Annotated in this window: 22 protein-coding genes; 12 read left to right on the top strand and 10 right to left on the bottom strand. The window is 55.2% G+C overall.

The annotated features are described in order from the left end of the window. Positions 1 to 3 precede the first annotated feature (3 nt). The 4 genes from FYZ48_RS29045 to FYZ48_RS29030 all read right to left on the bottom strand — a co-directional run bounded on the left by FYZ48_RS29045 (position 4) and on the right by FYZ48_RS29030 (position 6,355). The gene (locus FYZ48_RS29045; RefSeq protein WP_198422295.1) at positions 4 to 3,270 is read right to left on the bottom strand and encodes a DUF1553 domain-containing protein; all 3,267 of its coding nucleotides are present in this window, start codon (positions 3,268 to 3,270) and stop codon (positions 4 to 6) included. A gap of 112 nt (positions 3,271 to 3,382) precedes the next feature. Beyond that, positions 3,383 to 5,281 (bottom strand): ArnT family glycosyltransferase, encoded by a 1,899-nt coding sequence (locus FYZ48_RS29040; RefSeq protein ID WP_187782279.1) that lies wholly within the window; start codon positions 5,279 to 5,281, stop codon positions 3,383 to 3,385. Between the two features lie 126 nt (positions 5,282 to 5,407). Further along, on the bottom strand, positions 5,408 to 5,917 hold the full coding sequence (locus FYZ48_RS29035) for an NUDIX hydrolase (protein WP_149345924.1): 510 nt from the start codon (positions 5,915 to 5,917) through the stop codon (positions 5,408 to 5,410). 93 nt (positions 5,918 to 6,010) lie between these two features. Continuing rightward, entirely contained in the window at positions 6,011 to 6,355 is a 345-nt protein-coding gene (locus tag FYZ48_RS29030; protein ID WP_149345923.1) for an FHA domain-containing protein, read from the bottom strand. Between the two features lie 410 nt (positions 6,356 to 6,765). Between FYZ48_RS29030 and FYZ48_RS29025 the strand changes: the two genes are divergently transcribed. From FYZ48_RS29025 to FYZ48_RS28995, 7 genes are all read left to right on the top strand, one after another. Continuing rightward, positions 6,766 to 7,221 (top strand): hypothetical protein, encoded by a 456-nt coding sequence (locus tag FYZ48_RS29025; RefSeq protein ID WP_149345922.1) that lies wholly within the window; start codon positions 6,766 to 6,768, stop codon positions 7,219 to 7,221. A gap of 258 nt (positions 7,222 to 7,479) precedes the next feature. After that, positions 7,480 to 8,064 (top strand): glutathione peroxidase, encoded by a 585-nt coding sequence (locus FYZ48_RS29020; RefSeq protein ID WP_149345921.1) that lies wholly within the window; start codon positions 7,480 to 7,482, stop codon positions 8,062 to 8,064. A 133-nt stretch (positions 8,065 to 8,197) separates the two neighbouring features. Continuing rightward, positions 8,198 to 9,367 carry an iron-containing alcohol dehydrogenase gene (locus FYZ48_RS29015; protein WP_149345920.1) on the top strand — a complete coding sequence of 390 codons (1,170 nt, stop codon included), beginning with the start codon at positions 8,198 to 8,200 and terminating at the stop codon, positions 9,365 to 9,367. A gap of 136 nt (positions 9,368 to 9,503) precedes the next feature. Beyond that, positions 9,504 to 10,796, top strand: coding sequence for an SGNH/GDSL hydrolase family protein (locus FYZ48_RS29010; protein WP_149345919.1), 1,293 nt, complete (start codon positions 9,504 to 9,506; stop codon positions 10,794 to 10,796). A 36-nt stretch (positions 10,797 to 10,832) separates the two neighbouring features. Further along, positions 10,833 to 11,756: a 1-phosphofructokinase family hexose kinase gene (locus FYZ48_RS29005; protein ID WP_149345918.1), complete on the top strand. Its 924-nt coding sequence runs from the start codon at positions 10,833 to 10,835 to the stop codon at positions 11,754 to 11,756. Further along, positions 11,753 to 12,457, top strand: coding sequence for an ABC transporter ATP-binding protein (locus FYZ48_RS29000; protein WP_149345917.1), 705 nt, complete (start codon positions 11,753 to 11,755; stop codon positions 12,455 to 12,457). Before FYZ48_RS29005 ends, FYZ48_RS29000 begins: the two co-directional genes overlap by 4 nt. Before the next feature lie 121 nt (positions 12,458 to 12,578). Next, positions 12,579 to 12,944, top strand: a complete 366-nt coding sequence (locus FYZ48_RS28995; protein ID WP_149345916.1) for a SpoIIAA family protein — start codon at positions 12,579 to 12,581, stop codon at positions 12,942 to 12,944. Positions 12,945 to 12,971: 27 nt separating this feature from the next. Here the strand turns inward: FYZ48_RS28995 and FYZ48_RS28990 are convergent, their stop codons facing one another. From FYZ48_RS28990 to FYZ48_RS28975, 4 genes are all read right to left on the bottom strand, one after another. Further along, entirely contained in the window at positions 12,972 to 14,501 is a 1,530-nt protein-coding gene (locus FYZ48_RS28990; protein ID WP_149345915.1) for a bifunctional aminoglycoside phosphotransferase/ATP-binding protein, read from the bottom strand. A 119-nt stretch (positions 14,502 to 14,620) separates the two neighbouring features. Next, the gene (locus tag FYZ48_RS28985) at positions 14,621 to 15,364 is read right to left on the bottom strand and encodes a class I SAM-dependent methyltransferase (RefSeq protein ID WP_149345914.1); all 744 of its coding nucleotides are present in this window, start codon (positions 15,362 to 15,364) and stop codon (positions 14,621 to 14,623) included. Positions 15,365 to 15,415: 51 nt separating this feature from the next. Continuing rightward, complete coding sequence (locus tag FYZ48_RS28980; RefSeq protein WP_149345913.1) at positions 15,416 to 16,612, bottom strand: DUF3419 family protein; 1,197 nt, start codon at positions 16,610 to 16,612, stop codon at positions 15,416 to 15,418. Continuing rightward, a complete protein-coding gene (locus tag FYZ48_RS28975; protein ID WP_149345912.1) occupies positions 16,587 to 17,552 on the bottom strand; it encodes a UDP-2,3-diacylglucosamine diphosphatase in 966 nt (321 codons plus the stop codon). Before FYZ48_RS28975 ends, FYZ48_RS28980 begins: the two co-directional genes overlap by 26 nt. 313 nt (positions 17,553 to 17,865) lie before the next feature. Here FYZ48_RS28975 and FYZ48_RS28970 point away from each other — a divergent pair, with 313 nt between their 5' ends. After that, positions 17,866 to 18,663, top strand: a complete 798-nt coding sequence (locus FYZ48_RS28970; protein WP_149345911.1) for an ABC transporter permease — start codon at positions 17,866 to 17,868, stop codon at positions 18,661 to 18,663. 29 nt (positions 18,664 to 18,692) lie between these two features. On the opposite strand, the gene FYZ48_RS28965 is transcribed toward FYZ48_RS28970, so the two are convergent. After that, the gene (locus FYZ48_RS28965; protein WP_149345910.1) at positions 18,693 to 20,408 is read right to left on the bottom strand and encodes a hypothetical protein; all 1,716 of its coding nucleotides are present in this window, start codon (positions 20,406 to 20,408) and stop codon (positions 18,693 to 18,695) included. 224 nt (positions 20,409 to 20,632) lie between these two features. Further along, positions 20,633 to 21,409, bottom strand: coding sequence for a glycosyltransferase family 2 protein (locus tag FYZ48_RS28960; protein WP_149345909.1), 777 nt, complete (start codon positions 21,407 to 21,409; stop codon positions 20,633 to 20,635). A 307-nt stretch (positions 21,410 to 21,716) separates the two neighbouring features. Between FYZ48_RS28960 and FYZ48_RS28955 the strand changes: the two genes are divergently transcribed. From FYZ48_RS28955 to FYZ48_RS28940, 4 genes are all read left to right on the top strand, one after another. Further along, positions 21,717 to 22,328 (top strand): superoxide dismutase, encoded by a 612-nt coding sequence (locus FYZ48_RS28955; protein ID WP_149345908.1) that lies wholly within the window; start codon positions 21,717 to 21,719, stop codon positions 22,326 to 22,328. Positions 22,329 to 22,448: 120 nt separating this feature from the next. Next, entirely contained in the window at positions 22,449 to 22,835 is a 387-nt protein-coding gene (locus FYZ48_RS28950) for a hypothetical protein (RefSeq protein WP_149345907.1), read from the top strand. A 186-nt stretch (positions 22,836 to 23,021) separates the two neighbouring features. Continuing rightward, a complete protein-coding gene (locus FYZ48_RS28945; protein ID WP_149345906.1) occupies positions 23,022 to 23,381 on the top strand; it encodes a hypothetical protein in 360 nt (119 codons plus the stop codon). Positions 23,382 to 23,651: 270 nt separating this feature from the next. After that, a complete protein-coding gene (locus tag FYZ48_RS28940) occupies positions 23,652 to 25,382 on the top strand; it encodes an ATP-binding protein (RefSeq protein WP_149345905.1) in 1,731 nt (576 codons plus the stop codon). Positions 25,383 to 25,386: the final 4 nt, after the last annotated feature.

Here is a 25,386-nt window from a genome sequence, read left to right as displayed (position 1 = left end):
CGGTTATTCCCTGTTAATGGTCTCATCCAGGTTTAATATCAGACTGGCAATCACCGTAAAAGCAGCGTGCTCCGCAGGGTCGTACTGAATCGCCGGCCGCGACTCACCCACGTCGAGGAACTTCCTCGCCGCTTCAGGCTGCGCCGCAAATCGGCTCTGATAACGCTCCCATCCCTTAAGAAAGATATCCAGCTCGCGATCACTCGGCTCACGCGCCAGCACAACCCGCATCGCATACCGAATCCGGCCAGCCGGCGTCTGGACTTTCTGATCGAGCATCCGCTCGGCCAGCTTGCGGGACGCTTCGACATAGGTCACATCGTTGAGCAGCGCCAGGGCCTGTAGCGGCGTATTGGTCCGCGAACGTTTGACGATACAGGTCTCGCGGGACGGCGCATCGAAGGTCGCCATCATCGGGGGAGGCACAGTGCGTTTCCAGTAGGTATACATACTCCGGCGATACAGTTCGGCTCCGGTTCCCGGTTCGTAGACCTGGCTGGCAATCTCCTTCCAGACTCCCTGAGGTTGATAGGGTTTGACCGAAGGACCGCCGATCTCGGGACGAAGCAGACCGGAGACAGACAGCGTCTGATCGCGAATCATCTCCGCAGGCAGACGCAACCGGGCCGCCCGCGCCAGCAGTTGGTTCTCGGGATCCGCTTTCAACAAGGCAGGCGAGACATGCGATGACTGCCGGTAGGTCGCGGATGTGACAATCAGCTTCTGCAGCCGTTTCACATCCCAACCCGTGCGAATGAACTCGGTCGCCAGCCAGTCGAGCAGTTCGGGATGCGTCGGCCAGGAACCCTGTGAACCGAAGTCTTCGGTCGTCTTGACCAGTCCATTTCCAAAATACATCTGCCAGTAGCGGTTCACGATCACACGTGCCGTCAACGGATTTGCCGGATCGACGAGCCAGCGGGCCAGCCCCAGTCGATTGCGGGGCAGATCGGCGGACAACGTTCCCAGACTGGCCGGAACGTCGGCAGAGACCTGCTCGCCCGGTTTATCGTATTCGCCTCGCATGAGTACGAAGGTGGGCTGCATTTCGTCCTGCTCCCGCATCACCATGCTGGTTGGCAGACGACGTTCCAATGCGAACTGCTTTTCTTTCAGAGACCGCAAATTAAAGAAAGCGAGACGGTATTCCGTCGGTGCCCGATACGTCATGAAGTAGCGCGTCACTTTCAGCTGCTGGCCTGCACTTCGTTTATTGACAGGAATCTTCAGAATTTCGGGAACCGACTCTCGCACCAGGTCGAGGGTTACCCAGTCTGGGGTCAGCTGCGTTCGGTAGATTCGGAAATCGTCAACCAGCCCGCGAAAGTAATCGCGATCATGATAGGCCCCAAACACGAACGGCGCAGGAAACGCAAACCCGCCGGTCAGATAATCGAGTTTGACCTCCAGTTCCTGTGGCTCTCCATTGACATACAGCTGGATGTCGCCTGCCTGCGAATTCCCCGCATAGGTGAGAACCACATGCGACCAGCGGTTCAGTTCCAGCTTGTCGCGGGCTGCCAGCAAAACCGCATCATCGAGCCAGCGCGGCCCCATGTTGATCTGCAGTCGTCCCTCTTTGAGAAAGATCCGAAAGCCGCTCTCATCCTGCTTCGGTGTCAGTGATGCCAGAATCGTTCCGTCTGGTTGAGCAGGGTTGACCTGAAAGACGACCGAGAACGGATCTTTGTCACTCAAAATCGGCTTCGCGTCTCCTTTCAAATGGACCGGCTTTTGACCATCCAGTTTGAAACCCTGTGGTTCTCTCAACTCTTTAACTTCATGCTGTTCGGTGCCATTAAGTTTCAGCGCCTGTCCTTCTGCAGTCGGCTCGAATTGGGCCTGGCTGGTTGATCCATCCTGCTCGTATCTCTCCACATCACTCGAAGCATTGGTCCGGTTTGCATAGTAATCCATCTGCTGTTTGCCGATGACCTGCAGCTTCAGTTCGCCGTTAAAGTCAATCCGGTAGGCCAGGTGCTGCTGTGGATGTTTGAGTTCCAGGTCGGCTGAAGGCTGCTTCGCCTCCCACTGTTTCTGCAGACCCTTCAACTCAGGTTCGGCGGACTTAAGCTTCCCTTCCAGTTCGCTGATCTGTTGTTTCAATTCGTCCAGTTCCTGCTGTTGAGCAGCAGTCGGTGCTTTGACGAAGGGGGCTGCATTCCCGTATTTGATCACACGCCCCCGTTCGGGAATGTTATTGAAAAAGGCGATCAGCTGGTAAAATTCTTTCTGCGAAACAGGATCGTATTTGTGCTCGTGACAGCGGGCGCATCCCACCGTCAGTCCCAGCCAGACCGTCCCTGTGGTCTCGACCCGGTCGACCGCGTATTCCAGCAGGTATTCATCAAAGATGATTCCCCCTTCGGAATTCGCCCGATGATTTCGATTGAAACCGGTGGCAACCAGTTGATCCAGCGTAGGGTTCGGCAGCAGATCCCCGGCCAGCTGTTCGATGGTAAACTGATTGAAAGGCTGATTGCTGTTGAATGCATTGATCACCCATTCGCGCCAGCGCCACATATGCCGTTCCCCGTCGGTCTGATAACCGCTGGTATCAGCAAAGCGGGCCGCATCGAGCCACTCCAGCGCCATCCGCTCGCCATAATGGGGTGACGCCAGCAGACGATCCACCAGGCGTTCGTAAGCATCGGGGGACTCATCCTGAAAAAACGCATCCTGTTCTGCCAGAGCAGGGGGGAGACCGGTCAGGTCCAGGCTCAGTCGGCGGAGCAGCGTCGATCGATCTGCCGCGGGAGAGGGTTTCAACCCCTCTGCTTCCAGCCGTGCCAGCACGAACGCATCGATGGGATTACGCACCCAGGCCTGCTGACTGACCTGGGGAATCTCGGGGCGTCGGGGTGGAATAAAGGCCCAGTGTTTCTGCCAGCGGGCCCCCGCATCGATCCAGCGTTTGATGGTATCGATCTGGTCTGCTGTGATCTGCTTCTCTGACGACGGTGGAGGCATTACCAGTTCCAGATCAGTCGTCAGCAGTCGTTTGAATAATTCACTCTCAGCCGCGTTTCCGGGAAGCACCACTCCCGGGTCAGCCTTGGTTCCCAGGAGACCGCTCTCCTGATCGAGCCGCAGATCGGCCTGGCGTTGAGAGGCATCGGGGCCGTGACACTGAAAACAGAGATCGGAAAGGATCGGCCGCACATCACGGTTAAACTCGATCTCGCCTCCGCATACAGAGGACGAGTCCGTCAGAAATAATCCGAGCAGGCCCGCAGCGTAAACCAGTTCCGGCAATCGCAGTCTTATCACAGCAGTCCCCACTTTGGTTAGAACAGGAGGCGAACCACAGTCTCAGCGACATATTAAGATTCGTTTATTCTAACAGGTGACCGCAGCCGGAACCATAGTCGTGCTGAAAGACTTACTGTGACGGTTCAGATACAGCAGCGGAACCGTTTTCGGTAACCGCCCCCTCTTCCTGGGCATCGTGGTAACTTTTCAGTTTCTTCAGGGCCTCTTGTAATGCCTGTCTGGCTTCCGGTGACTGTAGATCATAGATATAAATCGAATAGCCGGCCCGCTTCAGCGGAGTGATTTTACGAAATGCGGCAAAGGGATCCTCCACCTGTGTATAGAATCCCTGCAGATGATTGACGGACAGGATCAAATATTTCCAGTCCGCCGGATTCTCAGGCAGACTTTCTTTCAAATCGAACCCCTTGATGCCGTATGATTCCGGAAGGGCGGTTCCGAAGTAGTAGAGCAGGCACTTGTCACGGTCTTCAGCCGGCAACTCATCCAGAGCCTTCTTCACCGCAGGCAGATCCTGTCCCCAGTCGAGATTGGAGTCCAGCAGGTAAAGATGCCCATTGGAGGGCCCGCCCACGCTGTCATTGAAGTAGGCGAGGTAATGTGGCTGTATTGAGCTGATCGATGCACACTGAAACCCGATACAGATCGCTGAAAACACCCACAACCAGACTCTCCTTTCCTGAAACCAGCGCCAGAGCTGATCAATAGTAAACAGATACAGCAGCGGGTAGAGCGTCAACAGATAACGCTGTCCCAGATTCAAGCGACTGGTCAACGACATTCCCAGCAGAACCAGCGCCGCCATCAACCAGATCAAAGGCGCATGGCTGGTTGGTGTGTTACTCTGTTGTCGGCCTATTGAAGTCAAATCTCCCTCTTCCCCCTCTGCAGGTCGCAACAGCGGTTTGACATCACGCCACAGCCAGGGAATCAATAACAGGCAGAGCAGGGTCAGCAGCAACTCGATGGGCGTACTTTTCCAGAGCCAGGCCAGCGGAAAATAGTACCACCAGCCTGTCTTAGAGACCTCTCCCAGCAGATACGCTTCGTGCCCGGCTGTGTTATGCAGAAACTGAAACAGGATGCCGGCGAACGGAGCAGGACGTTTGAGATCGTTATGGGCCACTTCCATGATTTTCTGCGCCGTGGGCCCACGTCCCAGCACCCGCACCCAGGCAGAGTAATCGGGAGTCTCTGCATAAGGCACCGTCTTCAGCGGTCCCGTAAACGAAAACAGATGACACGCCCATGTCAGCGGGACCAGCAGCAACAGAAACAGTGAGAAGACCAGCGTGACACGCTTCGTCAGCGTCCAAACCGCGGTGCGCGAAAAAGTGGTCCATTTCTGGAGTGCGATCAGGACCATGACGATCAGTGTGCAGGGCAGCAGGAAAATCCCGGAGTATTTCGCCGAGGTCGCTACAGAAACACTCAATGCCAGCCAGCACAGGTTTAAGGTTGTCGGCTGCTTCCAGTAACGGGTCATCACCGCCAGCGCGATCAATGCCAGCAACGTAAAAAAGGCATCTGTGGTCGCCAGTGAAAAATGAGCGATCAATGTCGGCGAGAATGTCACCAGGCAGCCGCCCAGTAACGCTGCCAGATAACCACGACGACGATACAGCCAGCAGTAAACCAGCAACATTGTCGGAATGCCAATTACCAGCACGTTGATGAAACGGGCGCGCTGGATCAACCTGGGATCGGAAACATCTGCCTCCCAGACATCCGGACGGGCCTTGCCGCCGGTAGACCAGACCACGGGCAGGTAATCCACCAGAATCGGGAGCGGGGCCACTCCCTCGCCACTGATACGCGAATCCAGTGCCCCCTGATGGACAGTGGTGAGCGCAGTACTCAGATAATGCGTTTCGTCGTAGGTGGGGCTTTTGGAGATACGAACCGCGAAGTTCGTCTCCAGAATATACGCGGCCAGCAGCAGGGGCGTCACCCAGACAAAGAAAAGTACGCCAAAATTCACGGAAGGACGAGCCTGATCTTCTGTCATAGTTGACTTCATCACGATAAGGAAAGTGGATAACAGACTGTATTTTACTGCTGACCGGTCCCAAATCCTACACGGATTGCAGTTTTCCCTGATCGGGTTTCCGGGATCGCTTGGGCAGCAAACTGCTCAATTCCGGTAACAGGCACGGTACCAGCGAAAGAGCTGCCGGAAAGGAGGCGTAAAACCGTGCTCGTTTTCATCCAGCATACGTTCGATGTCTGTCAGGTTGAAAAATTCCGCGCGTTCAATCTCAACCGGATCAAACGTGAAGGGGCCATCCGAAACGGTGCGAAACAACACCGTATGCTCATAAGCGTTATGGGGGGTTCCGGGAAATTTCGCCAGTCGCTCCAGGGGAGTCGTGATGCCGATCTCCTCCTGCATCTCACGTCGAGCCGACTCGGCATAATCCTCGCCGGCACTCAGATGACCGGAGGCAGAAGAGGTGTAGGTCAGGGGATACTCGTCTTTGGTCGCGGCGCGATACTGCAGCAGCAGTTCTCCACGGGAATTGAAGACGAAAATATTCGCGGCGCGATGCAGGAGCTTACGGGCGTGCACGACGGAGCGGGGCAGTTGTTCCAGCACCCGGTCGTCGGCATCGACAACATCAAACAGTTCTTCAGAGTGAGACATGGCTGCTTCGATTTCTCAGTAGAAATTCAACGTGCAGGAATCGATTCCACTGCACTGTCAGCCAGGGGAGAGGTCCGCCTTCAGGCGGAATCGTTAAACCGAGTTCTCGGAGAAATAGCTCTCTTCGAAACTTTCCTGACCTTCGCCATCATAGTAACTGATGACATAGTTGGCCATTCCGATGGTCAGAATGTCGCCCGGGTAGAGGGGAGCTTCATGCACGGTTTCCGAGTTCACGATCGTGCCATTGGTCGATTCCAGGTCACGTACGCGAACAGAGTTGTTCAGGAAGGTCAATTCACACTGCTGGCGGCTCATCATCGGATCCAGCACACGCAGATCACAATTGTTACTTCTTCCCATCACAACGGGTAACTCATCAACACTGACCTCGATATCCGGTAAATCGGGATGATCACTGATAAGATGAATTTTCATGGAAGGAACCTTCTTACGCTCAGGCGAAACATGATCCAAAGTGTTGGCTCAACAATGTTTGCCTTCAGGGGCGGGTGTGTAGGGGGCAGGTGTCTTTGGGGATAGTACTAGTTTTGCAGGCTCACTTTACATACGTGAGCTCTTATGCGTAATTCTACAATTTCCATTCTACGCATGCAATGGGAAACAGGAAAAAGATCATAAAATCTGAATTTCCCTCAGAATTCCACAAATCTGCGGTTCCCCTAATAGCGTGGAATCTGGGCTCTGCGCTCACTTTCTTCGAGGATGAGCTCGTTTTCGCTGAAATCAACAACATCTGAATCTGCTGTGATGATAAAATTCGATTGGGCCATCTAGTTTCAACATCCAGAGCGCAGCATCCTCCCGTGAAAGGTCACCCGACAACAATGAGTAACTTTGTTGGTGCATTCATCCTGTTTCAGACTACCATCGAGGGAAAGCCTCACTGGCTGGTCCACTGGAACTACGAACGTCAGGAATTCATGCTCCCCGGAGAACGGAAGCGTCCCTACGAAACTTTTCAGCACTGTCTGATTTCCGAGCTGGAAAAATCTTTCGAACTGGCTCCCTTTGAAGACTTTATCATCACCAGGGAACCACTGGCTCATCTCGCCTTCACCCTCAAACCGAATGCAGACAATACCTCTGAACACTATATCGTGGAACTGTTCGACTTCCAGGAACTGAACAGCTCGGCCCGCGAGCAACTCGAGAAAGACCTCCGCAACCGCTGGGTGAACGAACTCGAAATCGAAGCCAACAGCACCAGCGATGACTTCCCCATTTCGGAACTGCTGGGCACCCTCTACCACAAAGCCAACCTCGCCAACCGCCTCTCCTGAAGTCGTTATTCTCCCTAATTCACCAGCTGTTCGCTTCATATAAATCAGCTTCCCACCTGCAATCCCTGCAGGAATCACTTCTGTGCAATTGATTCTACTCAGGCATCAATGTAATATTTGAGTAAGGTTATCATTCTGATTCGATAACACTGGAGGGATCGTAGTGTTCTCGCACGAGGCGACGAAAAGCATCCTGTGTCTGTTTTATTAACTTACGAGCCGTGCACATTGCCCGGATCCCAAATGAGGGAGAGATTGATGAGAAGCCTCACGACCATGACCCTGCTGGCAAGCATGCTGGCACTGACTTGTTCCACTCTGATTGCCGGTCAGGATGATAAGAAATCCGTTCCCCCCGTACTCGATCGCACCATGAAGTCCCTGGACGGCAAAGACGTTGATCTGAGCAAGTACAAAGGCAAAGTTCTGCTGATCGTCAACACCGCCAGCAAATGTGGCGCGACTCCCCAGTACAAAGATCTGCAGTCCCTGCACGAAAAATACAAAGACAAAGGACTGGTTGTCCTCGGTTTCCCCTGCAACCAGTTCGGTGCCCAGGAGCCCGGAACCTCAGTGCAGATTTCTGAATTCTGCACCAAGAACTACGGCGTTACCTTCGACATGTTCAACAAGATTGACGTCAATGGTAAAGACGCTGACCCACTCTACAAGTATCTGACCTCTCAGAACACCAAGCCGAAATCCTCCGGTCCTGTCAGCTGGAACTTTGAAAAGTTCGTGATCGGCCGTGACGGCGATATCGCTGCCCGCTTCCCGACTCGCACCAATCCGCAGTCCAAAGAAGTCGTCTCCACGATCGAAGCAGAACTGCAGCAGAAGTAACACACCGTAGTTCATACGGTCCCGGGGATACACTCCTTTCAGTGTATCCCTTTTTTTATGTCCCGATCCCGGCGTGACGCGTCACCAACGCAAGCCACGGGCTGAATTTTTCTCATACACTAAAGACAGCGCCATGCACTACGATTTCTTTGCTCCCCCGCAGATTCATTTTGGCTGGGATCGTTTCCAGGAAGCAGGCACCCTGGCCGCATCCCTGGGCAGTCGAGCACTGATTATCTCCGGCTCACGTTCCCTGGAAACCAACGGCGTGCTGGACGAATTGAAATCGCTGCTCTCCCGCGCGGGCATCTCCAGCGAACACATCCGTACGATCTCACATGAACCGGAAGTGACCGATGTCGACCAGGTCACGAACATCCTCCAGCACCATACCCAGGGAGCAGGGGACTTTCTCATCGGCATCGGCGGTGGTTCCGGTATCGACCTTGCCAAAGCGTGTGCCGCGATGATCACCAACCGGGAAAGCGAAACTGTGCTCGATTACCTCGAAGGGGTCGGGCAGGGGCTGCAACTCAAAGCAAAACCGCTCCCTTTAATGGCCATTCCCACTACGGCAGGCACCGGCAGCGAAGCCACCAAGAATGCAGTCATCTCCAGCTACGCCCCCGCTTTCAAGAAGAGCCTGCGTTCTCCCGAGATGATTCCCGACATCATCCTCTGTGATCCGAAGCTGGCCTGTTCGGTACCCCCCGAAATCACCGCCCGCACCGGCATGGATGCCATTACCCAGTTACTGGAAAGCTACATCTCCTGCCGCGCCCAGCCCATCCCCCGGGCACTCAGTCTGCAGGGTCTGAAGCTGGCCATCCCCGCCTTGCCGCAAGCTGTCGCAGATGGCAACTCCCGCACGGGTCGCGAGAGCATGGCGCACGCCGCTCTGCTGTCCGGCATCGCACTCGCCAACTCCGGACTGGGCATGGCTCACGGCGTCGCGCCCGCCCTGGGAACCCATTGTCGCATTCCGCACGGACTGGCCTGTGCCGTCATGCTGCCCTCGACGCTCAAAGCCAACCGTAGTGTCTGTGAAAGGCAGTACGCAGAAATCGCCCGCCACCTCGATCCGGTGCTCTCCCTCTCAGATGCCGACGCCGCCGATTCCCTGATTCAGCAGATCGAAGCCTTAAACGCCAGCATCGGTATTCCCGCGACACTCTCAGAGCTGGGCGTCACCAGTGAACAGGTTCCCGCACTCGTCGCTGATTCCCGGGGCAACAGCATGCGGGGCAATCCGCGCGAAATCTCCGACGATGAACTGACCGGTATCCTGCAGGATCTTCTGTAAGATTACTGAGGCTTCTTGAAAAATCCGCTCTCCAAATTGGTCTGTGCGCGCTCATTTCAATCTGCCTGCTGATAGGTTAAACTGGGCCTGTTAACTGATACTTCACTCGCAAGTCTGCCTCCGGAGATACCGCGCCATGCATCTGTCCTGTTTGAAGCTGCTCACAGCTGGACTCTTCCTCTTTACCGCTCTGTTTTCTACCCAGGCTGCACCGCCAGCTTACCACGCCGTCAAAGCCGAACTGGTGAAACCCCGTCAGGGCCTCGGCAATGTGCTTCAGAAACTGCAGCAGGGAAAAGAAGTCAATGTCGCCTATCTCGGCGGCTCCATCACCGCAGCCAACGGCTGGCGCGTCAAGACAACCAAGTGGCTCAAGGAGGCATTCCCCAAAGCCAGGATTCACGAGATCCACGCCGCCATTGGGGGAACGGGCAGTGACCTGGGCGTCTTTCGACTCCAGCGCGATGTGCTCGATCACAAACCCGATCTGGTTTTCGTCGAATTCGCCGTCAATGACGGGGGACGTCAACCCGAAGCCATCTGGGACTCAATGGATGGCATCGTGCGACAGATCTGGCAGGCAAATCCGCAGACCGATATCTGCTTCGTCTACACCTTCCGTGTGAACTATGAAAAAGAACTCCGCGAGGGAGAATGCCCGCGGGCCGCTTCCGCCATGGAACTCCTGGCCGACCATTACGGCATCCCGTCCATCAATGTCGCCCTCAAAATTGCCGAACTGGAACAGCAGGGAAAACTCAAGTTTCAGTCCGACAAACCACTGGCAGACGGCATCATCCAGTTCTCCAAAGATGGTGTTCACCCGCTGGACCAGGGACACGAAATCTACACCGAAGTCATTGGCGACGCGATCCAGAAAATGGAAACCGACTCTCAACCAGTCAACCATGCCGACAAGCTGAAACAGCCTTTCGTCGAAAGCCACTGGACCAACGCCAAGATGATTCCCCTCGAACCATCCATGCTCACCGGCAACTGGAAGAAGCTGCCCGCTGACAATATTCTGCAGAAACGCTTCGGAAATCGCATGGGACAGATCTGGGAAGCCGACGCCCCCGGCAGTCGCATCACCTTCCGCTTCCGCGGAACCCAGGCAGCCCTCTACGATCTGCTCGGCCCCGACGGAGGACAGGTACTGATCACCGTTGACGGCAAGCCGAGCCAGAAACCGGTGGCCCGTTTCGACAGTTACTGCACCTACCATCGAATTTCGACGCTTCGACTGGCACAGAACCTGGACCCGAACCAGGTTCATACCGTGACCGTTGAAATTCATCCCGAACAGCCGGACCGTACGCCGGTCGCGTTTCGTCTTAAAAACCCGGATGAAGAATTGAAATCTCCCAAATTCCAGGGAACCCGCATTCGCGTGGGCCAGATTATGCTCCGCGGCGAACTCGTTCCCTGACCCCGTTCCCATTCAACTTTGTGAAGGATTGATACTATGATTATCGCAGCCGGCTTGAGTCCGGCCTGGCAGCAGATTCTGGAAGTGACCTCCCTGGAAACAGGTGAGGTCAACCGCTGTCAGTCTGCGCAATGGACCTCTTCCGGGAAGGTCATCAACGTCGGCATCGCGGTGCGGCACCTGGGAACTCCCTGCGAGACGATCTACCCCGCGGGGGGCTTCGCGCGGGAACTGATCTCGAACGAACTCGAACAGCTGGGGGTCTCTTCCTGCGTCATCCCGCAACAGACGCCCACCCGGGTCTGCACGACGATCCTGGATCGTTCCACCGGCAAGACCACCGAACTGGTTGAAAACGCACAACCCATCACCACAGAGGAACTGGCGGCGTTCAAGACGGAGTACCTGAAGCACCTCAAGTCCGCCCAGGTGGTCGTGCTCACCGGTTCGCTTCCCGCAGGGACCCCCTCCAGCTTTTACCGCGATCTGATCGCCGAGACACATTGTCCCGTGATTCTCGACGCCCGCGGACCGGAACTGGAAGCAGCCCTCGAGGAAAAACCGTTCCTGGTGAAACCCAATCACGAAGAACTGGAACGCACCCTGATGACCGAACTCGCTGATACCGAGGCGCTCATCAAAGGCATGCAGGAGATCAACGAAAGAGGCGCCACCTGGGTCGTGATTTCGCAGGGCAAAGATACCCTCTGGGCCACCTCGCGGGAACACGTCTATTGCTTCACCCCCGCCCGGGCGGAAGTCGTCAATCCCATCGCCTGTGGCGACAGCCTGGCCGCGGGCATCGCGGTGGCCCTGCATCGTGGTAAACCGGTCCCTGATGCCATCCGCCGGGGAATGGCGGCCGCCGCCGACAACCTGACGCAACTCCTGCCCGCCCGCCTGTCAGAAACGCGGATGCAGACCTTCTACGATCAGATCGAAGTGGAGCAGATCGCTTGAGTGACGCGACGGAAACAGACCAGGATTGTCTGCTGGAAGCCTGCTCCATCGGCCGCCAGACCAGTGCAGGGGAGTGGCTCGTCAGTGATTTGTCACTCAAGGTCCATCCCGGCGATCGGATCGCGATTGTCGGCCCCACCGGTTCGGGAAAATCGCTGTTCCTCCGATCTCTGGCCATGCTGGATGAAATCCAGGCGGGAGACATTCTGTTTCAAAATGCCCACGTCACCGACAAGGACCTGCCTGCCTACCGCAGCCAGGTCGTCTATCTGCAGCAGCGGCCCGTGCTCATCGAAGGGACCGTGGAAAGCAATCTCAAATTCGCGCTGCAGTTTCATATCAACCAGGATAAATCCAACAATGTCGACGCGGTCCTGGAACTACTCAGTTCCTTCGAACGCCCCAACGGGTTTCTCAAGCGGAAATCCAGTGCGCTCTCGGGGGGAGAAGGGCAGATCGTCGCTCTGCTGCGGGCTTTAATTCTCGCCCCACAGATCCTGTTAATGGACGAACCGACGTCCGGCCTCGATCCGCAAACCACGCGGCAGTTTGAGCAGATCATTCAACAGTGGCTTGAGACCTCAAACCAGCGTCCGGCCTTCGTCTGGATTACCCACGATCACGCGCAGGCAGAACGGGTCGCCACACAGATCATGACCTTTCCAGCCGGCACCCTGGCACCAGTTCCGACAACCGCCTGAACCAGGACAATCGGGTTTATCAAGGAACCGTGAAATCTGTCCATTACGAATTGGAAACCAGCCCTGATTTAATTATGCTGGAGAGAGTAAGTCATTCTCTCACCTTTAAAGGAGACAACCGATGTCACTTGAAATCATACATCACGAGACTGAGAACTACGTGGAAATCAACATGTCCGGTAAGCTGGTCAAGGAAGATTACCACGACTTCACTCCTACGATCGAAACACTGATCCAGCAGCACGGCCCCCTGCACATGCTGGTCGTACTCCACGATTTTCACGGCTGGACTATGGAAGCGATCTGGGAAGACATCAAGTTCGACGTCAAGCACTTCAAAGACATCGGCAAGCTGGCCATGGTCGGCGAGAAGAAATGGGAAGAGGGCATGGCCATGTTCTGCAAACCCTTCACCTCCGCTAAGGTCAAATATTTCGACCTGCACGAACTGGACGCCGCCCGCACCTGGATTTCGGAAACGGAATAATTCACCGCTTCCTCCAGCATTCGGTGTCTAACCAGTCACCAGATGAACCAGCATTTCAGTCGTCCATTCCTGTTTTACAGGGAGGACGACTGAAACCGCCTGTTCCTCCGCTGTCAGCGGTTCGCGAACATCGAGTTGCAGCTGTAGCACATCCCGAGTCGCATCCGAGGGATCTTCTTCGTACGTCTGACGGTCTTCGATCCGCTGCTCCAGCACCTCCTGTTCAGCTTCAAAACAGAGCAGAACAAACCGGACTCCCCGCTCTGACGCCAGTTCGCTGAACAGGGAACGCTGCCAGACCTGCAGCGTCGTCGCATCGACAATTGCCGACCAGCCCGCGTCCAGAATCGTCTCGGCCAGCTCCACCAGCCGCTGATAGGTCAGCTCGGTCACATCGGATGTATAGAGACGCTCATCAGGAATCGCCTGCTCCGCCTGTAATCGCTTCCGCTCCACATCTGAACGCACGCGAATCGTCGGCATCCCTTCTAAGAGCAGCCCGGTCCCATACGATTTCCCACTCCCGGATACGCCATGCGTCAGAATCAACAGAGGCTCATCCCGCGTCACATACTTGCGGGCCAGCTTCAGATAAGACCAGAACTCCTCGCGGATCTCCTGGGTTTCAGCCGGGGAAAACTCATGCTGACTCAGTCGTAGCGCCGCCACCTTGGCACGCACCATTGCCCGATATGAGAGATAAAACCGCAGCAGAGGCACACCGGCGTAGTCCCCCGTCAGTTCAAAGTAGCGGTTCAGAAACCGCATCGCATAATCGGGGCGTCCCCGGTCCTCCAGGTCCATCACCACGAACGCCACCTCGCTCATCACGTCGGTCCACCGCAGGTCGGCGTTGAACTCGAGGCAGTCGAAAATCGTCACCCCGCCGTCATTGAGAATCATATTCCCCAGGTGCATATCGCCGTGACATTCCCGTATAAAGCCCTGCGATTTCCGCTCCGCCAGCAAGCCTTTTGCGGATTCATGCCAGCAGTCATTCTCGGCACGAATCTGCTCCACCATTTCGCGGACATCGTCATCATTGCCGAACAATTCGTCCACGTGCCGAAAGTTTTCCTTAACGGGCGCCATAACCTTATCCGGCGTTCCATAAGGCAAATCACTTCCGGCGACCGCAGCCCGGCCGTGAAACTCCGCGACTTCTTCAGCCAGTCGATCGATGTGCCCGGCGGTTAACCGATCTTCACCAATCGCTTTACTCAGCAGATCATCTTGAGAAAACTGCACCATCTGCACCGCGTAATCGATGACTTCCCCCGCGCCATCCAGTTCCGGTGCCGCTTCGGTCCCGGTGATGGGAATCACCTTGAGATACAGATCAGGGGCGAGACGTCGATTCAGCCGAATTTCTTCGTGGCAGTACTGCTTCCGCAAAGCGAGTGTGGTGAAATTCACAAAGCCCAGATCGACCGGCTTTTTGAGTTTATATGCATACGGCCCCGTCAACAGCACCCAGGAGATGTGCGTCTCCAGGACCTGGAAGTCGTCTACCTCATGTGCGAAGAGCGATGGATTCTGCAGCGATTCAATCAACATCTGGTCGGTATCCTGTACGTGGCTCTGATTCTCAGTCGTGACGCAGCGCGTATCATAACAGAATCGGAACCGAGCGCAGAGGGCAGCCGACGACAGTCACAATAGATTCCGTTTAATCCTCAGGCGGGCTTACGGGCAATCAGACTGTAATAAGGTACTTTCAGTAGAGGCACGAACGGCAGACTTCCCTGACACTCTTTCAGTGAAACCAGTTCAAACCGGTCGAGCAGGTAAGGCAGGTGGTCCGCATTCAGAAACACATTGTCTCCCGCAAACCAGGTCGGCCAGAAATGACGCTGAAACCAGTTGTGCCGTCGCAGGGTTTCAGCGGGGTATTTTCGGGAGACATAAAAATCGACGATCGCCAGCATCCCCCCCGGCCGCAATAACTCCCAGGCCCGATTCACCGCCTGAAACCAGTCGGGAATCATCGTCAGGGAATAGGAAAACGTCACGAGGTCCACCTCCGTTTCCGCAGGTGCGAACTGTGTGGCATCCGCGCAAACCGCAGACACCCGTTCCCAGCCCCGGTCCGTAATCCGCTGCTGACAGACATCCAGGAGAGGCTGACAGAGATCGACCAGGTAAACCTGACGAAACTCCTGCAGGCGAGCTCCCCACAGTTCAGCATTTTCTCCCGTCCCGGCTCCCAGATCGACCCAGACGCCCTTCTCAGGAACCGGCAGACTCTCGAACAACTCACAGCGACCATGCAGCAGTTTCCGTCGAAACTGATCATAGCCCGCTGCCTGTCCGGAATAGAAAGAGTCCAGCCGCTCGGCGTGCGTCTGCCCTTCGATCCGTGAAGCCAGCAAATGCCACAGCGTCCGGACATCATTCCAGCGTCCACTCAGATAACTCATCGGACGATTCCTTTCCGCGCGAGTAAAAGCCGCTTCTTCTTCGGCATCAGATCAGACCTGCAGATCGGCGATATAAAAACTACCGTACGTATTCACGCGATCCCGCTCGTGCAGTTCGTCCGCGAGTTGACTCTGGTAACGGAGCATTTCTCCCACTCGGGTTGTCTCTCCCTGGTGCTGCACCTGCAGGGGATCGATGAAATCGACCTGCATACCTGCGCTCCGCCAGATAATACGCGTCTCTTCTGCCGCCCGGTTCACAATCGCCTGCCACTCACTCTGCAGCAGTTGTGGCTGTGCTCCAGCCATCCAGTCCATATGGTCCAGCAGCACATATCGGGAAATCGTCCCCTGGTGCTGATTCAGGAACCCTTCCACGGTATTCGTATTCACGCTGATCCGGTCGACCAGTCCCCCTTTGAGCCGTTCATAGTTTTCGCGTTTGAGATACTCCGGACAACATTCGGGATCATAACTGCCCGTCAGATAGACGCGCCAGAAATAGTTATCCCGCAGAGACCGACTGGTGAAGACCGTCTCAATCCGATCGATCACGAACTGCACAATCCCGCCCGGATAGCCCTGATCGATCTGAGTCCGTTGCGCCCGGGGCACACCCAGCATCGACAGCGTCAGATCGCGACGCATCCACCATTTGATCATCCGCGTCCAGAGCTGTTCATTCAGATTGCGCGACTGGTAAATCGAGGTCTGCTCATCGATGTCCTGTGCGGAGAGCAGGGAATTAATATCTTCCCGGATCTTAGCCACCCGGTCGATATACCCGTTGACCATCCAGGCAAACAGGCCGGAAGAGCCGCGAAAATAAAAGCTGGGGCGTTTGCCTTCGCTGGAGAAGAAATCCCCATGCCGGTCCCAGTATTTCCGTGTGAGCACAGACAGCTCGCACCGCAGCTTCTGACCATACAGATGCTCCCAGTTGGCAGAATTCCCGCGACCGAACAGATCGAAAAAGTCTTCGAACTCCAGGTTGCGAATCGCAGCCAGCTTCAGTTCGAGCAACGCATTCTGCTTGGGATTCACATCCACCGCATGCACCCGTCGCGGTTCGTCGAGCAGATAATCCAGGGCATTACACCCTGCGGATGTAATCACCATGACTTCATCGTCCGGTCCGAGTTTTAACGCTTCGCGGTCCAGGCGCGGGTCCTCCCAGCAGGTGTTATAAACGAGGTTTCCCTGATGAACCCATTGAAAACTCTTACGACTGATCCGTTCTGCAATCATGGAATCTGCTCCGACTGGACAATAAAAAAAGGCTGATCAGCGTCTGATCAACCTGAGGGGATGACAACGTTTCCAGAACCGACTCAGCAGTCCTGACATTTCGACCTCGACCTGGGGTCTCCCCCCCCTGGTCCGCGGTCCTGGTTTTCACAGTTGGTTTCTTCACGGGGGCGACATTCTGATCGAAGTACACAATCTCCAACGCGCCGTCGCTGTATTCAATCAGGGCAGTGCAGTGCTCGACCCAGTCCCCGGTATTGCAGTAGTTAATCCCGTCAATATCGAGAATATTGGGCGCATGAATGTGACCACAGATAATGCCCTCGCATAACCGCTTGCGGGCATGGCTGGCCAGCTTCTGTTCAAAATCACTGATGAACCGCATCAGCTGTTTAACCCGTGACTTGATGGCGGAAGAGAGCGCGAACTTCGCCTGCCCCTTGCGTCGAAAGACACGGTTAAACAGGGTATTCGCCGTCAGTAGAATGTCATACGCGAACGATCCGAGCACCGAGAGCCACTGGGCGCCGGTCTCGAATTTATCGAACTGGTCTCCGTGGATAATCAGGAAACGTCGCCCGTCCGCCGTGATATGCACGAACTCATCGGAGAGAGTTACAAAGCCGAACCGCTTGCCGAAATCGCGGAGAAAATTATCGTGGTTTCCAGGGGTATAAAAGACTTCAGTCCCCGAGGCACTCAGTTCTTCGACACGATCGAGGATCGCGTTATAGCTTTCCGGCCAGCGCCATTTTTTGCGAAGCTTCCAGCCATCGATCAGGTCCCCCACCAGATACAGGGACTCAGGCTTGTGGGCTTTCAGAAAGGCGAGAAATTCTTCCGCCCGTGAGTGCATGCAGCCCAGGTGGACATCGCTGACAAATATCGTGCGTATCTCGCGACCAGCCGTTGTGGATTCCCGTTCCTCGGACACGATCATATCATCCTCCTTAATGACATTGCTCCGCGATAACGCATGCCCTGCATGCCTGGCACAACTCCGGCTGTGTGCACCTCAGTATGTTTTTCTGATTTCATTATGGCGTGGGATACTACCAGATAATTATTCGCTGCTGATGAATGGAAAGTTAAGGTCTCGCGAATTCAGAAAAGACGGGAAAACACTGCAAATTAAAGATCCGGTTAAGCCCCCGAGATGAAAAAATGAAGCAACCTCTGCTACAATCCCTGTTCGTAAACTGATTTGCGTTTCTGTTGAACCCGCATCCCCCAGTCTGTCCCGAGCAAGTTTCATGTACGACTTAACAACCCTGAATCTGGTTCTGGCCACGTCGCTGGTCCTGGTGAACGGTATCATCTCCATCTGGCTCAAGCTCGACATGGAGAAGCGGTTACTGATAGCCACGCTCCGCTCTATCGTGCAACTGCTGCTGATCGGATTGATCCTGGAGTGGATCTTCGAGCTCTCCTGGTGGTCGGTCATCGCCGCGCTCATGTTTACGATGACGCTCATCGCGGGGATCACCGCGGTACAACGTTCCCAGCGGCGCTACCCGGGCATCTGGCTTAACAGCATTGTCGCGGTCTTCGCCAGTTCCTGGCTGGTGACCGGCTTCGCATTGACGGTCGTCATTCCGCCGCACAGCTGGTCCGACAGTCCCGCGCAATATCTGATCCCCTTACTGGGAATGATCCTCGGGAATACCCTCAATGGAATTTCACTGGGCCTGGATCGACTCAGTGAAGAACTCGTTCTCCGCCGGGCTGAGGTGGAACTCAAACTGACGCTGGGTGCCACCCGCAATGAAGCGGCCCGACAGGCTCTGCAGAATGCGGTCCGCTCCGGCATGACGCCGATTATCAATTCCATGATGGTCGTCGGGCTGGTCTCGCTGCCCGGAATGATGACGGGACAGATTCTCGCCGGTGCCAGTCCGCTGGAATCGGTGAAGTACCAGATTGTGATCATGTTCCTGATCGCATCCGGCACCGCACTGGGGACGGTCATCTCCGTCGTGCTGGGATATCGGCAGTTATTCAACTCCCGCCATCAGTTCCTGTTTGAACGGATCCACAAAGCAGGGGAGTAACCTGGAACTGAGAGAGGTTCGAGCAACGGTTATTCAACAACCAGTTTCTCGAACAGAGACTTCAGCGTCGCTTCGGGGTAGAGCACAAACGAGAGCTCGCGGCTCTGAATGACCTGGTTGGCCTGCCGCTGTTTCTGAATCGTCGCTAGATCTTCTTCGACCTGACTTCGCAGTTGTGTCGTCAGTTCGGCCAGGGCGGCGTCGACTTCGCGAATTTCGCGGAACCGCAGTCGGTTCTCACGTCGGCGGGCAGCCGGGCTTAACTCCTCATCGGGAGCAGCCTCCTGCTCCTGAATCAACGCCCGTTTGCGTTCCAGCAGCGGAGCTGCTGTCTTTTGCTGCTCCGGATTCAGATGCCGATCCGAGTTGAAATCCAGATCCCGCAGGATCCGTCTCAGACAGGTTTCATCGCACTCCTGCACATTAAACGCCTCGCAGAAGGGGAGGTAACGGGTCGCAGAGAGTGTGAGATATCGCGGAGGCACCAGATGGAAGAACCGGGTAAAAATCCGATCGGTCATTTCATCATACTTGGCGCCGCCGATGCCATGCACGAACAGATCGCCCAGAAACAACCGGGCAAACAAAGTCGTGGTCAGCGCCCGTGTTCGCAGGCGGATGCCTTGTGCGGGGAGTTGTTTCAAGACTTCGATCGCCGCTGACAGGTCGCACTGTTCCTTGAGCGGTAAGCGGGCGATTTCACGCGTCCCGTCCGACAGCAAAACTTCCTGATCTTCCCGTTTCACGAGCAACTGGTGCCGTCGAGTGGCGCCGGCCTGCCAGACCCAGAACGGGGTTTCCACCCAGCCCTCAGACTCAGAGAGTTCGGGCACCGGATGTGTTTTACTGCGGACCCGGTTGACCTTCCGGTACTCTCCCAGGACTTCATTGTGTATCTTGCGGAACGCACTCGCATTCTGAATCAGGTAACAGGCAAACCAGAGAAACGGTCCGGTTTCAGAGAGACGACTGATGGGCAGTTCCAGGTTCTCAACGCCCCAGCGGGATTCCATTGCATGCCGGGCAGCAGTCAGACAGTCAACCAGGCGATCTGAAGTTTCCAATTGCGCGACGGCAGCCGGCCAGATCTCTTGCAGCAGAGGTGCTCCCAGGTCGGGCCACTGCTGGAGTGCCTCGCTGACACGTTTCTCAAAAGAGCAGAACAGCTCCCGGTTCTGGACGGTCGTCTCTTCCCAGGGCTTTTTCTCAATGGTTTCATCAAAGGGGATTTCGACCAGTTCCGGATCAGCCTGTGTCCCCTGGGGCACTCGAATCGAAGTCGTACTCACGAGGTCATTGTCGACGATCAGGTTCAGACTGAGGCCCCCGGTCTGCCGGGCGACGTTTCCGACCAGCAGATTCTTCACCCAGACGCCCGGATGAAACAACGCCGGTTGATGCCCCGTCATGAACAGCAGACGCTCGTCGAGGTCCGCGGGTAGTTCGACAGGGGTCCCCGTCAACTCGCTGGTATAGTGGGCCGCTTCTTCCAGAACGGCTTTCCGGGCCCAGCTCCGCAGGCTGGAAATAATTTTGCCGCTCCGTTCCCGGGAGCAGGCTTCAAACATGCTGCGGTTCGCTTCGGCATCCGCGATGATCTCCGAGAGATCGGGCCGCGAAAAGACCACATCGTCGGAGCGGGGCACACGCAGATCCTGTTTTTCCCATACCGGTTCCGGCACCGCGGAACTGGATGTAAATCGGGATTCAGGATTCTGGCAGGGAAAATGAGTCACTGATGACATTTCAACGCTTTACGGGTGTGCGGAATGAATCAAAATCAGGTACGGGCAGGCGAGAAGATCCGTCAATCGGCCCTATCATAACAGAACCACCGCCCGAGCGGTATGGTTGAGCGGCTTTCAGTTTGATGAGTGCACAACTGATTGTCGAGTCCTTTTGAAATGAATTCAGAGGGAAATCGTCCGATGCATCCGCAGAGGCTGATCTGAACCGAATACCCGGCAGATCACTCGCTGAAAGAATCGGTACGATCGTTACAACAATCAGTGGCACAGCAGGTCAGCCCGGCTGCCTGCATTTCCCGGTCGAGCACTTCATCGTAGTATGCTTTGCGTTTGATCGCATCATCGAGCGAACCGCCGAAGCTGCGTTCTTCTTCGAGGTAGACCAGCGGAACGGGGAATTCAACGATCTTCATTCCATGAGCAGCGGCCTGAACCCAGAGTTGCAGCGGCATCGCGTAGCCGAGATCGGTTACGTTGAACTTCGCCAGGGCTTCAATGCGGTATGCCTTCAGACCACAGAATGTATCCGTCAGATCAAAGCCCAGCTGTTCGTTGATCCGACGCGTGACGGCGACGTTAATCTGCCGACGATCTTCGGGAGGAATGCTGGCACCATCAAACTGCTTCAGATAACGACTTCCCGAAAGCATGTCGATTGGTTCGTCAGCCGGTTGTTCGCGCATCTGCTGGACCAGATTCGGGAGCAGGGTGGGTTCATGCTGACCATCGCAGTCAATGGTGACCAGGATGTCGTATTCATCCTGGTGCGCCACCGCGTAATCGAAGGCACTTTTGAGAGCGGCACCATATCCACGATTTTCCGGATGCGTGAGAACTTCGATGCCCGACACTTCTTTGAGCAGCTCTGGAGTCCGATCCGAAGAACCATCGTCGACGACCAGAATCGCCTCGGCGTACTTGCGGACTTCGGTCAAAACCTCAATCACATGACGTTCTTCATTGAATACGGGTAAAGCAACCAGAGCTTTCCTGTGCATAATCAGATCCTTTACAAATCCGGAGAATTCTGTCGAATTTTTTTCGGCACGGTTTTATTGTAGAACCCACCGGTTAAACGTCAACTATGCACATCGGCAGGAAGCAGGCTGCAGGCGCCAATGTGAAAACTTATCGACCAGTTGGTTGTGAGAATCAGATAATCCTCTACAATGGGGGTGAAGGATGTATTTGCACACAGATCCGGTTTATGTCTAATGATCTACTGGATTTGAGACGCCGGGCAATATACGTAAAGTCACTCACAACTTTAGACTAATTACACCGAAACACAAAGGAGTTTGTCGTATGTCTTACTCACTTCCTGACCTGCCCTATGCCTACGATGCCCTGGAACCTCACATCGATGCCCGCACGATGGAGATCCACCACACCAAGCACCACCAGGCTTACATTACCAAAGCCAACGCCGCCCTCGAAGGCCACAGCGACCTGGCTTCCAAGTCGATCGAAGACCTGATGAGCGATCTGAGCGCCGTTCCTGAAGATATCCGTACTGCCATCCGCAACAACGGCGGCGGACACGCAAACCACAGCCTGTTCTGGACCATCATGTCCCCCAACGGCGGCGGAACACCCAGCGGTGAGCTCGGTGATGACATCAACGCCACCTTCGGCAGCTTCGATGCTTTCAAAGAACAGTTCGCCAACGCGGCAGCTACCCGCTTCGGTTCCGGCTGGGCCTGGCTCTCCGTCGATGGCGGCAAACTGATTGTCGAAAGCACTCCCAACCAGGATACACCTCTCTCAGAAGGTCACACACCGATTCTGGGACTGGACGTCTGGGAACACGCATACTACCTAAACTACCAGAACAAGCGTCCTGACTACATCTCCGCATTTTTCAATGTGATTAACTGGGATGAAGTTGCCAAACGCTATGCGGCAGCCAAAGGTTAAGCACTGGTTCCGGGATTTGTCTGATTTTTAATCGACAGCCTTCCCCTGAATCGCCGATATTACGAAAGCGGCCCTCTCGTGTTGAGGGCCGCTTTTTCTGTTATTCGGAAGGGAATCCTGGTGCCTCAATACAGCAGATACATGCTGATTCTGCTCGGTCTGACCTGTCTGCAGGTCGGGTGCCGCAACATTCCCGACTATCATCAACCCGCCGGTTTCAGCAGCACCTATCACAAGCGGATCTACCCCGAAACCGCGATCGCTTCCGCCTCAGAGGCCTCTGCAGCCGCTGCGCCACAGGATCGGGGCGTCTTTTATCCGACCGACGTAAAAGTCAAACAGCCCAAATATGTCGCACCGCTGGCCGAAGTCAGAGGCCCCATTACCAGCGAAGAACTCCAGCAGGAACAGCGTAAACTTCAACTGGACAGTATGAAACGGGAAGACGACTACATCAATCAGGAACCGATGTTTAACGAGAACTTCCCGGCTCCGACCGCCTGGTAAAACAGGTAATCCACTCACAACTACTCCCTGTTGTAAAGTTTACATAATTCCAAAAACTCAATTTCAGCTCTCCTAACTGATTTTGACACAAACTTTGGAACAGGCTATCTTTCCGACCTGCCTGATTGACAAATGGATTTGTGGAGCTCATCAGGCTTTACCGTGGTCATGGGAAGGAACCCTCAAGTGGTAAATGGTCAACATGTTGTCGTCCTGGATGGATTACACGAAACCGAAGAAGTTCTGAAAGCAGTCCTGGAACCCCAGGGATGCCGCGTTAATCGCATCCGCAAGCCACAATCGGGTGATGTCATCACCGAGAACGAACTGCCCAGCATTGTCGTTCTGCACGGTGACGACCTGGCCGCCTCTTCCTCAGCACAGCCGGGCTGGAACGAAGTCCCTAAAGTTGTCATCGGTTCAGTAAAAGTTCCTGCCACTCCCGAAACCGACCAGTCCACACGTTTCCTGGTCCAGCCATTTCAATACGCAGAGCTGATCGATTCGATTGAAAGCCTGCTCAATCAGCCCCGATCTCACCAGTAGTCCGCTCAGATTCTCCCGACAGATCTCACTCTAAACGGATGTTGGGATTTGAACAGCGCTCCCGGTTGAGATATGATTCTCCGTAGGGGCTTTTCTGTAAAGGATTTCCCTTCACAGAGAACTCAGGAAAACGGAATCGTTTCCCGGGCGTTCCTCGACTGAAACAGACTGCACATTGAATTCATGTATCACCGCACAGGTTGCAGGAATTCGGTGCAGCGTACGTTTACCTGATGAGCAGGTCCAGTCATCGACTGAGAATCAGAGACCATGAAAAGGCTGATAGAAAACGCACAAGAGGGGGGCAAAGCGACCCTGCTGGTTATCCAGGGAGTGGACCTCGGAACCCGCTTCCAGTTGGGAACAGATCCCGCCAGTGTGGGCAGAGGAGTGCGAAACGAGATCCGGATTCTGGATACGGAAGCCTCCCGTCAGCACGCTACGATCTCCTTCAAGAACGGTTCCTACATCATCACCGACCAGAACAGTTCGAATGGAACAATGGTCAACGGGACCCAGGTTCAATCCGCCCGGCTGAGTAACGGCGATCATATTCAAATTGGACGCAGTCTGCTGCTGTTCTCCAGCCAGGCGATCGATGAAGACTCCCGCTACATGGCGGAAAAGATCGACCTGATCAGCAGCGAGGATTCAAATCAGTCCAGCATTACCCACGAAGTCAATCACGAGTTTGACTCCATGGTACTGGACACGGCAGATGTCTCCGGAATTGTCCAGCAGCAGGATGTGCAAAACGACCTGCAGGCCCTGTACCGCATCGCAGAAGCAGCTGTCAGCCCGACCATTTCACAGGAAGAACTACTCAAGCGCATCCTCGACCTGACCATCAATACGGTTGGCGCCGATCGGGGCTGTATGCTGATCACCGACCCGCAGTCGGGTGAAATCCAACCTCAGATCTTCAGCAGTCGTGCCGAGAAGAAGTCCGGCGCACGCATGCCGGTCTCCCACAGCATTGTTGATTACGTGCTCAACAAAAAACAGGGGGTCCGCACCTCCGACGCGCAGCGCGATCAACGATTCGAAGGGGGTCGCAGCATTCTGCAGGCAGGCATTCGCGAAGCCATGTGCGTCCCCATGCAGGGCCGCCATGAACTGATGGGCGTCATCTACGTTGACACGACGACTTCTCATCCCGAAGCGTTGCTCAAGAACGGAGCCGTCGAAAAATTCAGCGAAGAACACCTGCGACTCCTGGTCGCCATCGGTCGTCAGTCCGCTTTGGCCATTGAAAACTACCGCTTCCAGAATGCGATGTTGAAAGCGGAACGCTTTGCTGCCATGGGCCAGACCATCGCGACCCTGAGCCACCATATCAAAAACATCCTGCAAGGGGTTCGCGGCGGCAGTTACCTGATCGACATGGGACTCAACAAGTCCGAGGAAGACCTCGTCCGCAAAGGGTGGAACATTGTCGAGAAGAACCAGAACAAAATCTATCACCTGGTGATGGACATGCTGACCTTCAGCACCGAACGCAAGCCGGCCCTCGAACCAGGCTCCATCAACACGCCGGTCAAAGACGTGCACGAACTGATGCAGGCCCGTGCCGAAGAGTGCGGCGTTCAGTTGAAATGCGAACTGGATCCGGAACTGCCGGAAAGCGTATTTGACCACGAAGGCATTCATCGCGCGATCCTGAATATCGTCATCAATGCCATCGATGCCGTCGAAGGACTGGAGCAGGGGATCGTTCTGCTGGAAACTCGCTATCTCGCGAAACCCGATCAGATCCTGATCATGGTCTCCGACAATGGCCCCGGCATCCCCGCGGATCAGATCAGCAAAATCTTCAACCTGTTCGAATCCACCAAGGGCGCCCGCGGCACCGGGATCGGCCTGGCAGTCAGCCAGAAAATCATCCGCGAACATGGGGGAGAAATCAGCATCGAAAGTGAAGCCGGCAAAGGTTCCCGTTTCACGCTGACCGTTCCGCGTCTGGATGAAGATCACCCCCACGCCACGCTCTCGAATATCTAAGCAA

The sequence above is a fragment of the Gimesia chilikensis genome (assembly GCF_008329715.1).
Lineage (GTDB): Bacteria > Planctomycetota > Planctomycetia > Planctomycetales > Planctomycetaceae > Gimesia > Gimesia chilikensis.
Note: the sequence above shows the minus strand (reverse complement) of the source record. Positions and strands in the feature narration are given on the sequence as shown.